The sequence below is a fragment of the Bizionia sp. genome, from assembly GCF_048259285.1.
GTDB lineage: Bacteria > Bacteroidota > Bacteroidia > Flavobacteriales > Flavobacteriaceae > Algorimicrobium > Algorimicrobium hallyeonense.
Genome location: NZ_JBLXHU010000005.1, coordinates 115,093 through 133,182 on the forward strand (window position 1 = coordinate 115,093; position 18,090 = coordinate 133,182).

At 34.5% G+C, this 18,090-nt stretch carries 16 protein-coding genes; 5 read left to right on the forward strand and 11 right to left on the reverse strand.

The genetic code is table 11. The annotated features are described in order from the left end of the window. The first annotated feature begins 106 nt into the window (after positions 1–106). Together ACN0QX_RS04175 and ACN0QX_RS04180 are read left to right on the forward strand one after the other, a co-directional pair. Entirely contained in the window at positions 107–1,735 is a 1,629-nt protein-coding gene (locus ACN0QX_RS04175) for an acyl-CoA carboxylase subunit beta (protein WP_248399937.1), read from the forward strand. Then, complete coding sequence (locus ACN0QX_RS04180; protein WP_417195653.1) at positions 1,735–3,006, forward strand: MFS transporter; 1,272 nt, start codon at positions 1,735–1,737, stop codon at positions 3,004–3,006. Before ACN0QX_RS04175 ends, ACN0QX_RS04180 begins: the two co-directional genes overlap by 1 nt. Positions 3,007–3,052: 46 nt before the next feature. Here the strand turns inward: ACN0QX_RS04180 and ACN0QX_RS04185 are convergent, their stop codons facing one another. The 4 genes from ACN0QX_RS04185 to ACN0QX_RS04200 form a co-directional block, all read right to left on the reverse strand. Beyond that, complete coding sequence (locus ACN0QX_RS04185; RefSeq protein WP_417195654.1) at positions 3,053–5,197, reverse strand: YfbK domain-containing protein; 2,145 nt, start codon at positions 5,195–5,197, stop codon at positions 3,053–3,055. A 73-nt stretch (positions 5,198–5,270) separates the two neighbouring features. Continuing rightward, positions 5,271–6,338, reverse strand: coding sequence for an AMP-binding protein (locus tag ACN0QX_RS04190; RefSeq protein ID WP_417195655.1), 1,068 nt, complete (start codon positions 6,336–6,338; stop codon positions 5,271–5,273). Positions 6,339–6,344: 6 nt separating this feature from the next. After that, positions 6,345–7,304 (reverse strand): CPBP family intramembrane glutamic endopeptidase, encoded by a 960-nt coding sequence (locus ACN0QX_RS04195; protein WP_417195656.1) that lies wholly within the window; start codon positions 7,302–7,304, stop codon positions 6,345–6,347. A gap of 31 nt (positions 7,305–7,335) precedes the next feature. Then, positions 7,336–8,388: an o-succinylbenzoate synthase gene (locus ACN0QX_RS04200; protein WP_417195684.1), complete on the reverse strand. Its 1,053-nt coding sequence runs from the start codon at positions 8,386–8,388 to the stop codon at positions 7,336–7,338. Positions 8,389–8,445: 57 nt separating this feature from the next. Here ACN0QX_RS04200 and ACN0QX_RS04205 point away from each other — a divergent pair, with 57 nt between their 5' ends. Both ACN0QX_RS04205 and ACN0QX_RS04210 read left to right on the forward strand, forming a co-directional pair. Beyond that, complete coding sequence (locus ACN0QX_RS04205; RefSeq protein ID WP_417195657.1) at positions 8,446–9,381, forward strand: sterol desaturase family protein; 936 nt, start codon at positions 8,446–8,448, stop codon at positions 9,379–9,381. Positions 9,382–9,419: 38 nt separating this feature from the next. Next, positions 9,420–10,211 carry an SDR family oxidoreductase gene (locus ACN0QX_RS04210; protein ID WP_417195658.1) on the forward strand — a complete coding sequence of 264 codons (792 nt, stop codon included), beginning with the start codon at positions 9,420–9,422 and terminating at the stop codon, positions 10,209–10,211. Position 10,212: 1 nt separating this feature from the next. Here ACN0QX_RS04210 and ACN0QX_RS04215 read toward each other — a convergent pair whose 3' ends face one another. From ACN0QX_RS04215 to ACN0QX_RS04230, 4 genes are all read right to left on the reverse strand, one after another. Continuing rightward, positions 10,213–10,977: a head GIN domain-containing protein gene (locus ACN0QX_RS04215; protein ID WP_417195659.1), complete on the reverse strand. Its 765-nt coding sequence runs from the start codon at positions 10,975–10,977 to the stop codon at positions 10,213–10,215. A 76-nt stretch (positions 10,978–11,053) separates the two neighbouring features. After that, the gene (locus tag ACN0QX_RS04220; RefSeq protein ID WP_248399953.1) at positions 11,054–11,731 is read right to left on the reverse strand and encodes a metal-dependent hydrolase; all 678 of its coding nucleotides are present in this window, start codon (positions 11,729–11,731) and stop codon (positions 11,054–11,056) included. 77 nt (positions 11,732–11,808) lie between these two features. Next, positions 11,809–12,711: a 1,4-dihydroxy-2-naphthoate octaprenyltransferase gene (gene menA, locus ACN0QX_RS04225; protein ID WP_376859459.1), complete on the reverse strand. Its 903-nt coding sequence runs from the start codon at positions 12,709–12,711 to the stop codon at positions 11,809–11,811. 9 nt (positions 12,712–12,720) lie between these two features. Continuing rightward, positions 12,721–13,560, reverse strand: a complete 840-nt coding sequence (locus ACN0QX_RS04230) for a 1,4-dihydroxy-2-naphthoyl-CoA synthase (protein WP_417195660.1) — start codon at positions 13,558–13,560, stop codon at positions 12,721–12,723. Positions 13,561–13,611: 51 nt separating this feature from the next. Here ACN0QX_RS04230 and ACN0QX_RS04235 point away from each other — a divergent pair, with 51 nt between their 5' ends. Beyond that, positions 13,612–14,730, forward strand: coding sequence for a C1 family peptidase (locus ACN0QX_RS04235; RefSeq protein ID WP_417195661.1), 1,119 nt, complete (start codon positions 13,612–13,614; stop codon positions 14,728–14,730). Between the two features lie 178 nt (positions 14,731–14,908). Here the strand turns inward: ACN0QX_RS04235 and ACN0QX_RS04240 are convergent, their stop codons facing one another. The 3 genes from ACN0QX_RS04240 to menD all read right to left on the reverse strand — a co-directional run bounded on the left by ACN0QX_RS04240 (position 14,909) and on the right by menD (position 18,063). Continuing rightward, positions 14,909–15,742 carry a S1 RNA-binding domain-containing protein gene (locus ACN0QX_RS04240; protein WP_417195662.1) on the reverse strand — a complete coding sequence of 278 codons (834 nt, stop codon included), beginning with the start codon at positions 15,740–15,742 and terminating at the stop codon, positions 14,909–14,911. A gap of 132 nt (positions 15,743–15,874) precedes the next feature. Further along, complete coding sequence (locus ACN0QX_RS04245) at positions 15,875–16,213, reverse strand: DUF2853 family protein (RefSeq protein WP_248399961.1); 339 nt, start codon at positions 16,211–16,213, stop codon at positions 15,875–15,877. Between the two features lie 89 nt (positions 16,214–16,302). Beyond that, a complete protein-coding gene (gene menD / locus ACN0QX_RS04250) occupies positions 16,303–18,063 on the reverse strand; it encodes a 2-succinyl-5-enolpyruvyl-6-hydroxy-3-cyclohexene-1-carboxylate synthase (protein ID WP_376859454.1) in 1,761 nt (586 codons plus the stop codon). Positions 18,064–18,090: the final 27 nt, after the last annotated feature.

The following is an 18,090-nucleotide window of genomic DNA, read 5'->3' on the forward strand; positions in this document are numbered from 1 at the left end:
ATAAATTAGTTTCCAAGGAAACTATTTCCATGTAATGTTATTTAACAAAATAATCACTTTCAAACCTAAATCTACTTTCGTAAATTCGTAGCAAAGAAAAAATTCTATGGATATCAACTTCAATAAAAACGAAGATCATAATAAATTGCTTGTTTCCGAACTAAAAAAACGTCTCACCTATGTAAAACTTGGTGGTGGAAAAAAAAGCATAGAAAAGCAACATGCTAAAGGCAAATTAACAGCAAGAGAGCGTATTGATTATTTATTAGACGCTAAAAAACCAGCCATTGAAATTGCTGCTTTCGCGGGAGACGATATGTATGAAGAGCACGGAGGATGTCCATCCGCTGGGGTGGTTGTAAAAATGGGTTATGTAAAAGGTAAACAATGTTTGGTTGTTGCTAATGATGCCACGGTTAAAGCTGGAGCTTGGTTTCCAATAACGGCTAAAAAGAATTTACGCGCTCAAGAAATTGCTATAGAAAACAGATTACCTATTATATATTTAGTGGATTCAGCTGGTGTTTACCTGCCATTACAAGATGAAATATTCCCTGACAAGGAACACTTTGGTCGTATTTTTAGAAACAACGCTATAATGAGTAGCATGGGAATTACACAAATTGCTGCGGTTATGGGAAGTTGTGTTGCTGGTGGTGCCTATTTACCGATTATGAGCGATGAAGCCTTGATAGTAGATAAAACCGGAAGCATCTTTTTAGCTGGTAGTTATTTAGTGAAAGCCGCAATAGGAGAAACTATAGATAACGAAACACTTGGTGGCGCAACAACACACTGCGAAATTTCTGGTGTAACGGATTATAAAGCAAAAGATGACAAAGATGCTTTAGATAAAATTAAAAACATTGTTGATAAAATTGGCGATTATGATAAAGCAGGATTTAATCGTGCTGATGCTAAAAAACCGAAAGAAAACCAAGAAGATATTTACGGAATTATTCCAAAATCGCGTGCTGATCAATATGATATGTACGAAATTATCAAGCGTTTGGTTGATAATAGTGAATTTGAAGAATACAAAGCCGGATACGGCCAAACCATTATTACCTGTTACGCACGTATTGACGGCTGGGCTGTTGGTATTGTTGCCAACCAACGTAAACTGGTGAAAACTGCCAAGGGCGAAATGCAGTTTGGTGGTGTAATTTATAATGATTCGGCTGATAAGTCTACCCGTTTTATTGCTAATTGTAATCAGAAGAAAATTCCTTTAATATTTTTACAGGATGTTACTGGTTTTATGGTTGGTAGTAAGAGTGAACATGGTGGGATTATAAAAGATGGTGCTAAAATGGTAAATGCTGTTAGTAATAGTGTGGTTCCCAAATTCACCATTATTTTAGGAAACAGTTATGGTGCTGGTAATTATGCCATGTGTGGAAAAGCGTATGACCCACGTTTAATTGTGGCTTGGCCAAGTGCTGAACTTGCCGTAATGAGTGGAAATAGTGCTGCTAAAGTCTTATTACAAATAGAAAAAGCATCGCTTAAAAAGAAAGGTGAAGAAATAACGCAAGATAAAGAAGATGAACTCTTCAAAAAAATTAAAGACCGTTACGACAAACAAGTATCTCCTTATTATGCAGCGTCGCGCATTTGGACAGACGCCATTATAGATCCTTTAGATACCCGAAAATGGATTAGTATGGGAATAGAAGCGGCAAACCATGCGCCTATTGAAAAGCCATTTAACATGGGCGTATTACAGGTATAATGTTTAAAAAACAATCAGCTTCATCAGCCTTTACTATCATCTTACTAATATTAGCTGGTGAAGCTGTTTTTGTTTTACCCTTTGTTTTAGCACGCATATTTAGACCTACTTTTTTAGAAGTCTTCGCAATCAACAATACGCAATTGGGGAGTTGTTTTTCGGTTTACGGCATTGTGGCATTCGTTTCTTATCTTTTTGGTGGTCCATTAGCCGATAAGTTTAAACCGAATAAACTTATGGCTGTGGCCTTATTTCTCACAGCTCTTGGCGGATTTTATCTTGCTTCTTATCCGTCTCTATTTTTACTCCATGTCCTTTACGGTTTCTGGGGATTTACTACCATATTTTTATTCTGGGCTGCCATGATTAAAGCAACTCGAATTTGGGGAGGCACCAATAATCAAGGTATTGCATTTGGTTTTTTGGATGGTGGTCGTGGTTTAACAGCTGCCCTATTTGGTACTTTAGGAGTATTGTTGTTTTCATTCTTTTTAACATCCAATATTAATGACACAAGCTTAAGTGAAAGACAAAGTGCTTTTAGAATGGTAATAATTGCTATATCTTTAATAGTTTCAGTAATTGGAGTTTTAGTTTATTTCTTTCTTAAAAATGATACTTATTCAGAACAAAACAGCAAAATTTCCCAAAAACTAACACTTCAAAACTTTAAAGTAATTATGAAATATCCAAGTGTTTGGTTGCTCATGATAATTATTTTATGTGCTTATTTTGGATATAAAATGACAGACGTTTTTAGCCTATATGCAAAAGACGTGATGAAATACGACGATATCGATTCGGCTCAAGTTGGAACGTACCTTTTATACATGCGACCAATTATAGGTGTTACCATTGGTTTATTAGCAGATAAAACACGAGCCTCTTTTTGGATTGTTATTGGATTTCTATTGATGCTTTGTACAAGTTTAATTTTTTCGACGACCTTCATAAATAGTAATGAAACAATCCTATTTGTTTTATCTATTATTATCATGGCCATTGGTGTATATTCCGCACGCGTATTATATTTTGCTACGTTGGAAGAAGCTAAAATACCATTGGCGCTCACTGGTACTGCTGTTGGTTTTATATCTATAATTGGCTACACACCTGATATCTTTGCTGGTCCTATAATTGGATATTTATTGGATGCATCACCTGGCGTTTTAGGACATAGACATGTTTTTATGACCATGGCTATTTTTTCTTTTATTGGTTTATTAGCAGCTTTTGCATTCTATAAAATTTCAACAAAAAAGAACGCTTAATTTCTTAAGCGCTCTTTATTTATTTTTTAATTATACCATAAAATTATCACAGACTATTATATGCATTTACCAATCGAACAAACTCGGAACGGTAACCATTCCCATCCTGGCCTCTACCCTGTTTTGCTAAATCCAATACATCATTCAATTTGGAATTATTATCATATTCTGAATGACGCAATTGCATACCGTATAACGCAACAGCTGAAGCAAATTTCATATCAACTGATGCGTTTTCAACTTTATTTTCATGCACATGAACCATCTCGATACTTTTATCACCTTCTGGTTTTTTGTATCGGAATTTCACGGTGAATAGTTCATCAGAGAAACTAGACGCATTTTCATTTTTGGTATATTTTAAATCAGAAATATCTTTTAAATAATGGCTTTTCACACCAACTGGAATAACTTCATATAAAGCCGTTACGGTATGTCCACTGCCTAATTCACCAGCATCTTTGGTATCATCAATAAAATCTTCATCAGCTAACAACCGGTTTTCATAACCTATTAATCGGTAGGCTTGAACAACCGCAGGATTGAATTCTACTTGAATTTTTACATCCTTAGCAATCGTAAATAAGGTTCCGCCAAATTCCTTTCCAAAAACTTTTTGTGCTTCCTGCATCGTATCAATATAGGCATGGTTTCCGTTGCCTTTATCTGCTAATGTTTCTAATTTTGAATCTTTGTAATTCCCATATCCAAACCCTAAAACGGATAGGAACACACCTGTTTTGCGCTTGTCTTCAATTAGTTTTTCCATATCTTTATCGGAAGAAGCGCCCACATTAAAATCACCATCTGTTGCTAGAATTACGCGATTATTACCGTTTTTCTTAAAGTTCTTTTCCGCCAAACTATAAGCCAACTCAATACCTTGTCCACCAGCTGTAGAGCCTCCAGATTGCAACTTATCTAAAGCTGCTATAATTTTCTCTTTCTCAATGCCAGATGTTGGTTCTAAAACCACACCAGCTGCTCCAGCGTAAACAACTATAGAAACATAGTCTTGAGGACGTAATTGGTTCACCAATAATTTATAAGCTGATTTCAATAAAGGCAATTTATTCGCATTTCCCATAGAACCTGATACATCAATTAAAAAAGTTAAATTGGATGCTGGTAATTGGTCATTTTCATACGTTTTTCCTTGTAAACCAACACGTACTAATTGCGTATCTGTATTCCAAGGCGTTTGAATTTGTTCGGTGTTTATGGAAAATGGATGTTTACCTGTTGGTTCCGGATAATCATAGTCAAAATAATTTACCATTTCTTCAATTTTAACTGAATTCGCTGGAATTTCTTGTCCATTATTAATCATCCGTCTGATGTTACTGTAAGATGCTTTGTCAACATCTATTGAAAACGTTGACAACGGTTTTGTTTTCACATTTTCGAAGGTGTTTTCAACAATTTCTTCGTAAATATCATTATTATCATACGTATTCGGTTGAATTATATGATGTTTGACTTCTTTAGGTAGTTTATAATTACTCCCTTTTGTTGTTACAATAATAACACCATTTGAACCTTGGGAACCATACAAAGCGCTACCACCTGCACCTTTTATAACATTTGTACTCGCAATATCTTTAGGTTTTATTTTTGATAAAGTTTCCGCCGAAACTACATTGCCATCAATTACAATAAGCGCTTGATTGTTTCCCGTTACCGAGCGATTGCCTCGTAAAACAATTCGAGTGCTTTGGTTAACACCATTATTGTTAGTGTTTATTTGTAATCCTGATACTTTTCCTGACAAAGACTGAACTATATTTGGGTTGGAACTTTGTGATAGTTGTTCCGTACGAACACGCTGGTAAGACATCGTTCTTCTTGTAGCTTTTCGTTTGATACCTAAAGCAGTCACAACAACTTCTTCCAATGATTCAGAATCCACTTGCATGGCGAAGGAAATAGTGTTTGTGTTTTTCTTGATTTTTCGTTCTGCAGTTATATAACCGATAAATGAATAGGATATAGTAGCGCCTTCAATGGCTTGAATGGTATATAATCCGTCAAAATTGGTTTGAGTACCATCTGAAGTTCCTTTAACTATAATATTCACACCAGGTAATGGCAGTCCGTTTTCATCTGTAATAGTTCCCGAGATTGTTTTCTTTTGCCCGTGTATTTGCAAACTTATAAAGGCCACACATACAATTAGTAATAGATTTTTCATGGTTTTGTGTTTTAAATTCTAGGTAAACCTAAAACACAATGGTCATAATAAAAACTAGGAATTCGTGAATGGGTTATTTGATTGAGGCAAGTGTCTTTTTTCGCTGTATTTTTCCAGAATGGGTTTCTTGAAAATGATTTACAAAGAAAATATCTTTAGGGATTTCATGTTTCTGTAATCCTGTAAAGACGTCTTGTTTTATGGTTTTCTCTTCACCCTCAATAACTAAAATAACACGTTCGCCTAACTCGTTATCAGGTTGTGAAGCAATAAAAAATCGATCATCTAAATGAGCTGTCAGTGTATTTTCAATTACTTCGGGATGGACTTTGACACCTCCAGAATTAATAACATGATCTATACGTCCTAACCATTCAAATGTGGATTTGTCTTGAATTTTAACCACATCATTCGTAACAATTATGGCTTCGGAAATGTTTTTAGCATCAATAACCAAACATTCACGATTATCTTGTGAAATTATAACGCCGGGTAATACTTGAAAATACGGTTTCGGTGTTTCTTCAGAAAAATTATTAAGTTGCTTTACGGCAATATGGCTAACGGTTTCAGTCATACCATAGGTTTCATAAACTGTTGGTTTTATAGTCTGAATAATCTTTTTTAAATCTTTTGAAACCGGAGCTCCACCAACAATGATGGTTTTTATTTTGGCAACTTTAGCCAGATTCTTTTGCAATTGCATGGGAATCATAGCAGCAAATTGGTATGTTTTACGCGGATTAATTTCTAGTATTTTTTTTGGTGGAATACTATCTAAATGTAAACCCAACATCAAAGCACGAATTAACATCATTTTTCCGGCTATCGTTCCGGCAGGCAAACATAAAAGTGCGCGATCTTTTGGTTGCAATTCGAAAAAATTACCTGTGGTAAGTGCTGAATGCACCATAGCTTGTTTACTAACACCAATAGTTTTAGGTGTTCCAGTAGAACCTGATGTTTGTACCGTAAGTGTTTCATTTGAATCCAACCAATCTGCTAAAAATTCGCCAATAGCTATTTCAAAATCGTCACCTTCCTTGATGAAACTATAAGCGACTTCCTTTAAACCTTCACGATTATAATGAATACCATTTAGTTGAAAATGATTGTGAACTTTATCAAATGTTGGTGTCATGATTAATTAGTTGTTTGTTATATTTTCAGATTCTATTATTGGAGCTTCAACAGTACCAAACAATTTTTCTTTCCAATTGTTCCAATTATATTTTTTTGAAAACACAAAAAGTACAACTGGAAAAATTACAAAAACAGGCATAAACACGTCCATAAAACCAGCTGCTCCAGGTAATGATGTGTCTTTAAATACGGAATGTGTTTGCAGTGCTGTCCAATCTGCAGTTACCAATAAAGCTGTAAACAAATTATTGGCGGCATGAAACCCTAAAGCTAATTCTAAACCTTCATCCATTAATGTTGAAATACCTAAAAACAAACCTGTGCCTATATAATAAACCATGACGATGTAGCCTAATTGTTTAACTTCCGGGTTAGCTATATGTAAAAGTCCAAATACCACGGATGTGGTTAACAACGGCACCCATTTATTTTTAGTAATAACACCCATACCTTGCATTAAATACCCACGAAATAAGTACTCTTCAAAACTCGTTTGAAGTGGAATTAGTGCAATTGCTATAACACATAGAATGATAAATGGGACGAGTTTAAAGTTTAAAACATAATCTTCCGGCGACAAAAAATAATCTAAAAAAATAAAACTAGTAGATACAAATCCCCATAAAATAAAAGCGAACCAAAAACGCTTCCAGTCAATTTTATCACGCGCAGTTGTTAAAGAAACGATGGATTGTTTATGAAGATATTTAGCCACAATAAAAACCCCTACCAAACCAGCTGCAAAAGATAGCAACATGAGGAACAGATTTAAATTTGGTTCCAATACTGTCATCATTTGCGCTTCCGTCATGCCAAAAGCATTACCACCATCGGAAACGGTTTTAAATAAAACAGCCAAGGTAAATGGCATTTGTCCTATCACGACCGCTAGAAAAATAATGAGGATTCCAATAATATATCGCCACCATTCGTGCAGACCTTTAAATGCTTGTGCTATGTACATGTTTTATAATTGTGTTCGTGTTAAACTTAAATTAATTGCTAGTTGTAGCGCTTATATTGAAGTGCCATAACTTGTTATTATCATAAAATAAAGAACCTGTGTTTATAGTTAAAGGACTCTCAAAATTATTAGTAAATAAACTTCCTGTTCCTAAACCTTGAGGCATATTTGCGTTTAAAGTATATGTCCATTGGGCAATAGCATTCAAACCTACATTACTTTCCAAAGCACTTGTTATCCACCAACCAATTTGATTGCTTTCGGCCTGTTGAATCCACTCTTGACTCCCTTTCCAGCCTCCTACAAAACTCGGTTTTAAAATAATGTATTGCGGTTTAATGTGATTTAAAAGGAATGCCTTGTCTGAATTTTCGAAAACGCCAATTAATTCTTCATCTAAAGCAATTGGAAGAGGAGTTTTCAAACATAATTTTGCCATAGCTTCTATTTGGCCCGCTTTTATTGGTTGCTCAATAGAGTGTAAATTTAAATCGGATAGACGTTTTAGTTTTTCTAACACATCGGTTTCAGAAAAAGCGCCATTGGCATCCACGCGTAATTCAATATCATTAGCTGAAAATTCATTCCGAATAGACTTCAGCAAACCAATCTCCGTTTCAAAATCAATCGCACCAATTTTCATTTTAATACAGGTAAAACCTGCTTCAATTTTATCTTGAATTTGCTGCTTCATAAAAGCATCTGTTCCCATCCAAATCAAACCATTAATAGGAATAGATTTATTGTTTTGAGTAAATTGTGAAGGAAATAAATCGAAAGGTGTTTTAGCATCCAAAGATTTAAAAGCCATTTCCAAACCAAATTGAATACTTGGGAAAGTTTTTAATTTAGTATATAAAACGGCGAGACCTAAATGGATGTTTTTGCACGTCCATTGTAATTGTTCTTCATAATTAGGAACATCATCCGCGCTTAAACCGCGTAAAATACCACATTCACCAATCCCTTGTTTTCCTTCATGTTCTAGAATAATAAACCAAGTTTCCTTCGTTTTTAAAACCCCTCGAGACGTACCACTTGGCTGCTTAAAATTAAGAATATATTTATGATAAGATGCTTTCATATAGTATTCAAAAGTACTCAATTTATTTTGTATTTTAGACAACATAAAACAATCCTAATGCCTGAATTTCCAAACATTATTGTATTTGCCATTCCGTTTTTTGTTTTAGCAATGTTGCTTGAAATGTATGTTACTACCAAACAACAGATTAGGACCTATGAAACAAAAGATGCCTTATCGTCTATTGCTATGGGATTGGGTAATGTTTTCTTGAATTTTTTAAGCAAAGCTATTGTGCTTTTGGTCTTCTTTTGGATATATGACAACTTCCGATTGTTTACTATTCCTGTAGCTTGGTGGAGTTTTGTATTAATTTTCTTTGCGGATGATTTCTCTTATTATTGGTTTCATCGTATTTCTCATGAAAGTCGTTTGTTTTGGGCATCACATGTGGTGCATCACTCATCGCAAAAATATAATTTAAGTACTGCTTTACGCCAAACATGGTCTGGCGGATTTTATTCGTTCGTTTTTTGGCTTTGGATGCCTTTATTGGGTTTTCATCCTGCCATGATTTTATTACAAATGTCTATTAGTTTGTTATATCAATTTTGGATTCATACCGAAGCTATTGATAAAATGCCTAAGTGGTTTGAAGCCGTATTTAATACACCATCTCATCATCGGGTTCATCATGGCAGTAATCCGTTGTATTTAGATAGAAATCATGCAGGTATTCTAATTATTTGGGATAAGTTATTTGGTACGTTCCAACCTGAATTAAAAGAGGAAAGAGTTATTTATGGTTTGGTTGTTAATATTAACACGTATAATCCCGTAAAAATTGCTTTTATAGAATGGCGAAATATGCTAAAAGATGTTTTTTTCGGTAGAAAATCTTTAAAAAATCGGTTTCTCTATTTAGTGAAACCACCGGGTTGGACGCATGATGGAACCGGAAAATTGAGTGATGATTTACGTCGGGAGTGGCTGGAGAGTAGTTTGCAGCCGCAGTCGCAGTCGCAGTCGCAGTCGCAGCTTAAAGAAGATTAGTTTTAAATAAAGAGACACCCGTTTTGGCGAGCATTTTTATGAATTTCAACAACAAAGTTATATGGATTACGGGAGCTTCCAGCGGAATTGGTAAAGCTTTGGTTGCTAGTTTGGCAAAACAGAAATGCCAACTTATTATTTCATCCCGACGTTTAACAGATTTGGAAAACGTAAAAAATGCGCAACCCAATCCCGAAAATATTGCCTGTGTGCCTTTTGATTTAGCCGATTATAATAATATGTTACCAATTGTTGAAAGTGCCATCGGCAGTTTTGGCACGATTGATATTTTAATAAATAATGGTGGCATTAGTCAACGGTCGCTCATTATTGAAACCGATATTGCTGTTGATAAAAAACTGATGGAAGTAGATTATTTAGGAACTGTAGCCCTTACAAAAGCATTGCTACCCTATTTTGTGCATCAGAAATCTGGACAGTTTGTAACCGTAACGAGTTTAATGGGGAAGTTCGCATCGCCTTACCGGTCAGGATATTGTGGAGCCAAACATGCGCTTCATGGCTTTTTTGATGCCTTACGATTAGAACATGAAAAAGAAGGAATATCTGTCACTTTAATTTGTCCAGGTTTTGTAAATACTGATATTGCACGCCATGCCTTAATTGGCAATGGTGAGCAACAAAACACCCAAGATACAGCTACAGAAAAAGGGCTTCCAGCAGACGTTTTTACTGAACGCATGCTGAAAGCCGTTTATAAAAATAAATTTGAAGTTTATATTGGTAAAAAAGAAGTGTTAGGCGTTTTTTTAAAACGTTTCTTTCCAAAATTTCTGCATTGGTATACCTTAAGAAGTGCTGTACGTTAAATTAATCTATTTTTACAATTTCCACGTCACCAAATGATAAGCCGTTTTCTACTCTAACACTTCCTTTATAGGTAATTGTTGGTTCGCCGTAGGACCTTATTTTAAGCTTATCAGACACATTGCATTGATAACTGCCATCGCCATAAGCCGTTATTTTGGTTTCCTTATTATTTACCTGTGAAAAATCGACCGTACTTTCACCATAACCAATTATTTTTTGGTTTTCAATACTACCCTTTTCAATAACTAAATAACTTTCGCCATATATGGATACTTTTAAATCTTTTAAGGTTACGTCTTTCATGGTTACTTGAGATTCACCATAGATACTAAAGACAATTTTATCGGATATGATGGCATCTTCAAAATTAAAACGCTCTTCGCCTCTTAAAGAAAACGATTTTACTTTTTTATAGTAAATAGTTGCTCTTGCCACGGTTCCTTTATAAGCCTCAACCGTTCTGTGTTTGGTGCTTTTTTCTTTATCGTTTTCGGTGATGATTTTAGCATCATCCAAATAAACTTGCAGTGTTTTGTTTTTAACTTCTACATTAATTTCCTCTAAAGGTTCGCTTATCATTTCAATAACCACTTCTTCCTTATCACCAGTTTTAAAAACAACTTCTATATGTGGACTGATAATAACTTTGTCAAACGTTTTAACGCTAAAGGTTTTATTTTGTCCAACAACCAAGTGGGCACTTAAAAAAAGGGTAATAAAAAAAATAGTGATAATTGGAGACGCACTTTTTAAAAAGGAATTCATAATGCGTATTTTGATTAATATATCCTTAAAGACAAGCACTTTTTAGGTTTGTTACAGTTTTGAATACGTTTTTTAATTACAATTCCAAACTATCGCCAATTTTCAATAACATTAAATCTTTATCTTTTTCAAAAAATTTGCGTTTTGCAACTTCATGATCAATTTCTATATATCCGAAGGTATCAAAATGGTAGCCTAACACTTTATCACATTGCACAAAATCACTGGCTAAAATAGCATCATCAATTCCCATGGTAAAATTATCGCCAATTGGTAAAATGGCTAAATCTAACTTGGTACGTAGTGGAATGAGTTTCATATCCATGGTTAATGCTGTATCTCCAGCAATGTAGATGTTTTTATGTTCGCCTTCAATAACAAAACCTCCTGGTTGTCCACCATAGCTGCCATCAGGAAACGACGAGGTATGAATAGCATTTACATATTTCACAACACCAAATTCGAAGTCCCAAGAACCTCCATGATTCATAGGATGTCCTTCCAACCCTTTATTTTGAAAATGGGTTACAATTTCAAAATTGGAAACAATAACGGCATCTGTATTTTTAGCAATCGCTTCCACATCCAAAATATGATCTTGGTGTGCATGAGTTAATAAAATATAATCCGCTTTTAAGGTGCTAATATCTATATGTTTGGCGTTCTCATTACCCGTAATAAAAGGGTCCACAAGAATATGAACACCATCTACTTCTATTCCTAAACTGGCATGACCGTAAAATGTAATTTTCATTGAAAGAGGGTTTTAAATTCGGTATTGAAAAATACAAAATCTAAAACAATTTTATGAAGTGATAGCCATAAAATCTACTAAATAATATAGCCCACTCCCATTAAAATGGCGAGTAGAAATGTAGAAATAGCCACTTTTTTTAATTCTGAATCTAGTAAGGAAGGGTTAGTCGTTTTTCTAACATAGAATAAATGCTTCACCAGTGGAATATACATAACCATAAACATTAAATTATATGGTGAAACATAATACAAAACTGCAAATATGGCGGAAAGAAGAATAGCACCACAAATTAAAATATAATGATAGCGTTTGGCATTTTCAAAACCGAGCTTTACGGCTAACGTAATTTTATTTGATTTTTCATCCGAAATAATATCGCGCATATTATTTAAGTTCAAAACCGCCACACTCAATAAACCAATGGTAAAAGCCGGCAAAATAATAACGTGATCTATTTTTAAGGTGTATAGAAAATACGTGCCTAAACCACTTACTAATCCGAAGAATATAAATACAAATACATCACCTAGACCTTTGTAACCATAAGCAGAATCGCCAACGGTATAATTAATTGCCGCATAAACTGAAAGTGCTCCCAAGGCTAAAAATAGCATGGTATATAAAAAATGACGCATACCAAAAGCGCAAAAAAGTAAAGTGACAACTAAAGCTATAATGACTAAAATATTAATTTTTATAGCCATAAACATTTGGTCTGCAGATACATTTCCACTTTGCAAAGCACGTTTTGGACCTACACGTTCATCATTATCGGTACCTTTAACACCGTCGCCATAATCATTAGCAAAGTTGGATAGCACTTGTAGTGCAACCGTTGTTAAAAGTGCTAAAACAAAAATATACCAATTTACATATCCATTATAGGCTGCAAAACTTGTAGCAAGAATAATTCCTGAAATGGATAATGGTAAGGTGCGCAATCTTGCTGCTGAAACCCAATGTTTTATTGATGGCATAGACTGTATTTAAGGAATCCATTTTTTTGGAAAATTAGGCTTACGTTTTTCTAAAAAGGCATCACGACCTTCTTTGGCTTCGTCTGTCATATAGGCTAAACGCGTAGCTTCTCCAGCAAAAACTTGCTGACCAACCATACCATCGTCTGTTAAATTCATAGCAAATTTGAGCATTTTTATAGATGTTGGCGATTTGGCTAAAATTTCTTGAGCCCACTCATAGGCCGTAGATTCCAATTCGTCATGTGGAATAACTGCATTTACCATGCCCATATCAAAAGCTTCTTGTGCCGAATAGTTTCTACCTAAAAAGAAAATTTCACGCGCCTTTTTCTGTCCAACCATTTTAGCTAAATAAGCAGATCCGTAACCACCATCAAAACTGGTAACATCGGCATCCGTTTGCTTAAAAATAGCGTGTTCTTTACTAGCTAATGTTAAATCGCAAACTACATGTAAACTATGTCCACCACCAACTGCCCATCCCGGAACAACGGCAATAACGGCTTTTGGCATAAAACGAATTAAACGTTGTACCTCCAGAATATTAAGTCTATGATAACCATCATCACCAACATAACCTTGATGACCACGTGCTGTTTGATCGCCTCCTGAACAAAAACTATAAACACCATCTTTGGTTGAAGGCCCCTCAGCTGATAATAATACGACCCCAATATTCACATCTTCATGTGCATCATAAAACGCATCATATAATTCACTAGTCGTTTTTGGGCGAAAGGCATTTCGAACATTTGGTCTATTAAAAGCTATGCGTGCCACACCATCAGATTTCTGATAGGTGATGTCTTCATATTCCTTAACCGTTTTCCAGTTTGATACACTCATTTTCTTTATTTTTGTCAAAAATAATTATTATTTATCTAACAATTCAGTACCATGAGAAATATTCTGTTTTTATTCGCCTTTCTTTTTACAATCACAACCAGTTTTTCACAAAGTTACACCTTTGAATCGGTAATCGATTTAGATGCCACCGATGTGATTAGTCAAGGAAATACGGGAACATGTTGGAGTTTTTCAACATCCTCATTTTTAGAAAGTGAAATCATGCGGTTAACGGGAAAACAAATTGATATTTCTGAAATGTTTCAAGTCCGTCACACCTATCCTAAAAAAGCATGGAATTATGTTATGCGTCAAGGAAAAGCACAATTTAGTGAAGGTGGTTTGGCTCATGATGTTATGAACAGTATTCGCGATTATGGTTTGGTACCACAATCCGTTTATAGTGGCATGGAAACTGGGGCAACTGGACACAATCATGCTGAAATGGTAGCCGTTTTAAATGGCATGTTGGATGTTTATATTGAAAATCCAGGAAGACGATTATCACCTAAATGGCAAGCAGTTGTAAATAGTACTTTGGATACCTATTTAGGAAAAGATATTACCTCCTTTACATATGAAGGTGTGGAATATACACCAAAATCGTTTCAGGCAATGACGCAAATTAATCCTGATAATTATGTAAGCATAACCTCATTTACACACAAGCCGTTTTACTCCCAATTCATTTTAAATATTCCCGATAATTTCTCCAATGGTAGTTTTTATAATGTGCAATTAGATGAACTGATGTCCACCATTAATCACGCTTTAGAAAATGGTTTTACGGTTGAATTAGATTGTGATGTGAGTGAAAAAACATTTTCTGCTAAACACGGTATTGCGGTAATTCCTAAAGATGATGCAACCGCTGCTGAAGCTATTATTAGCGTACGTCCGGAAAAAACAATTACTCCAGAATACAGACAACAAGAATTTGAAAACTACGCTACAACAGACGATCATTTGATGCATATTACTGGTATGCTAAAAGATCAAAATGGCACCTTATATTATAAGGTAAAAAATTCTTGGGGAACAGATGAAAGTCGCGTAGCCAATAACGGTTATATATATATGAGTGATGCTTTTATGCGTTTAAAAACCATTTCAGTCATGGTGCATAAAGACGCTGTTACTAACGATTTAAAGAAGAAATTGAAATTGTAATAAAAATAAGAATCAAGACTTAAATTTTGCTGACTTGATAACCTAGTTATTGAATTGGGAAATGTTTAATTAAATAGACTTTCAAGCAACTAAAAAAAAACAAAAGTCATCAACTCCTAAATCGCTGTTGATGACTTTTTTATAATAGTTTCAAATTGTAAGATATACTAGAGGATTCCTATTCTACCAAATAAATCCCATCATCTTTAATTTCAATCAATTTTTGTCTGTATAAGGTTCCAATAGCTTTCTTAAAGCTTTTTTTACTCATTTGAAGCGCATTTTTTATAGTATCTGGATCAGATTTGTCTGTAAGGTTTAAATAACCACCATGGTCTTCCAGTACCTTCATTATTAAATCCGCATTCGGTTCAATACTTCGGTAACCCATTTTACCTAAACCAATGTCCAGTTTATTATCAGGTCGGATTTTCTTAACATAGCCTTTTAAGCGGTCGCCAATGGAAAGGTCTTGAAAAATATCATCGTTAAAAATTAAGCCTTGATGTTTTTTATTCACTATCACATTCATACCAATATCAGATGGATGCGAAACTATTAAATCCACTTCTTGAAAAGCTTCAACCGTTAATTCTTTATTATTTAAAAACTGATTGGTTTTACTAGAGGCAACTAAACGATTAGACGTTTCATCAAGAAAGCAATACACCAAATACCAGCCGCCTTTTTTCATACTAAAGGCCTGTTCTCTAAATGGACAGAATAACTCTTTAACCATTCCCCAGTCTAAAAAAGCACCATGTTCGGTAACGGCATTACAACGTAATACAGCAAATTCACCACGTTGAATATACGGCTTATCGGTAACGGCAACTAGACGTTCTTCGTTATCTAAATACACAAATACATCCAGTTTATCCCAAATTTTAAATTCTTTCGGGACATAGCGGTTTGGCAGTAAAACCTCATTTCCATCCGCGTCTTCCAAAAATAATCCTGGTTCGGTTTCGCGAAGGATTTCTAATGTATTGTATTCTCCAATTTTTATCATGTGACAAAGGTACTATTTTATGAGATATCTTGTGTATCTGTTTTTATGGATTTAGAAATATCCTCAATATTTTAAATTTAGGTATAAAAAAAGCCACTTGAAGAAGTGGCGTTTTACATATGTTATGAAGATCTAGTAAACAGATTCCTTTTTGAAATGTTTAGTTAATAGATAATATACAACAGCTCTGTACTTATTACGGTTGGATTTACCGTATTGTTCCATAACTATTTCAATTCCTTTATCTAATTCCGGGCTATCTTTTAATCCAAGTTTTTTAATTAAGAAATTGTTTTTTACCGTTGCTAATTCCGATGCATCTGAACCTGAAACCGTTGCTGCATCCGCATTATAAATAGATGGTCCACAGCCAATAGTTACTTTTGTCAGTAAATCCATATCTGCATTTACACCTAATTTATCTTTTAAATCGGCTGCATATTTAGCTATTAATTCGTCTCTTTTACTCATGTTTATAAAAATTAATTTAAAGATTAATATGAGCCCCCTAATATACTTAATAATGAGTCATTTAAAAAATACGACGCCATTTTTAACAATTACTTAATAAACTTGAAATAATTCAATAATACGTCGTCATTCTCTGTACGTGGTGTGAATATTTCTAATATTTTGGGTTGATCTGATTCTTTATAAAAATCTTTTAATTTATTTTTAAGCTGAGTGGCATTCGCTGCAGTTCCATATTGGAAGCCATACATAGCAGCCAATTGTTTTGCTGTAAAATTATGAGTAGTTTCAAAAAAGTTTTCAAAATTTTCTGAATCCTTATTTCCTGGCAAAATTCTAAAAATTCCACCGCCTTGATTATTCACAATAATTAGTCTAAAATTATTAGGAATGTAATTATTCCACAGTGCATTGCTATCATAAAAAAAGCTTAAATCGCCAGTAATAAAAACCGTTTGTTTTTCTTGGCCAACGGCACAACCTATAGCTGTAGAAGTACTGCCATCAATACCACTGGTGCCACGATTACAAAACACGTTTATTGATTTATGAATATCAAAAAGCTGTGCATATCTTATCGTGGAACTGTTACCCAATTGCAATGCGAGATTATTTGGTAAACTTTTAAATACCGTCTCAAACACCTGAAAGTCACTAAAAGGAATTTCGTTTAAATACGCACTATGTTTTTCTTTTCTATAAAGTCTAACCTGCTCCCAAGTGGCTTTGTAATCACTTTTTACAAAATGCGTGATTTGGGGTAAGAAGGTTTCAAAAAAATTATTAGGTGTTGTTTCAATATGTTTCTCCAAACAAAAAAATGTGTCATTTGCATAATCACGATCTATATGCCAATGTTGCTTTGGCTGGTAACTTCGTAAAAAAGCTTTAATTTTTTTGGAGACTACTAGTCCGCCAAAGGTTAATAAAATATCAGGTTGCAAGGCTTTAAAATCATCATCTTCTAAAGGTGCAATCATGGTGTCTATACTATTGAAAAACCCTGGATTGTGGATATTAGAAGTTGTTTCCGTAAACACAATTACGCTATTATCTTTTACCAATTCATCCAACCATTTTTGTTCTATTTCGTTTGGTGGATTTACGCCAACTAAAACCATTTTTTTGGTTGCGCTATTCCAGGCATCAAGGCATTCATTATAAATAAAGTCGTCTACTTTACTTGCGCGTTTGTTTATATCAATAATTTTTGGATTCACACTTAAGCTATCCGTTAACTCATAAAGGGGTTCGTGAAATGGCATATTAATATGAACTGGACCACGCTTGGACAAAGCTTTGTTAAGCGCTTTATTGATTTCCGTTTCATTTTCCTGCTGTAACTCCTGTTTTCTTCCTAAAAAGCGCTCTAATTTGTTTTCTAGTGTTTTAAGAATGGCTGGTTCATCTTCATCCCGATTTTTAAATTCGGCATCCATTTGTGAACTTAAGTTTGCCGTATAAATAATATGATTTTTATAAACATCGGTTTGGTTAATGGTTTGCCCATCACCTATTCCTATCAAGTGTTTCGGTCTATCAGCCGATAAAACAACCAACGGAATATGACTGTAATAAGCTTCAGCAATAGCAGGATAGTAATTTAAAAGTGCACTACCTGAACTACAAACTACAGCTACTGGCTTTTGGATTTGTTGCGCAATTCCCAATGCAAAAAAGGCAGCACAACGTTCATCTACAATACTATAGCATGTAAAATAATCATCGTGTGTAAAACCGATAGTTACAGGTGCATTTCTACTACCTGGTGAAATAACAATATGTTGAATGTTTTTAGCTTTGCAAAGCAGAACAATGGTTTGCGCAAGCGGAATTTTTGGGTATTGCATGTAAGATTGAATCTAAGCGTAAAAATA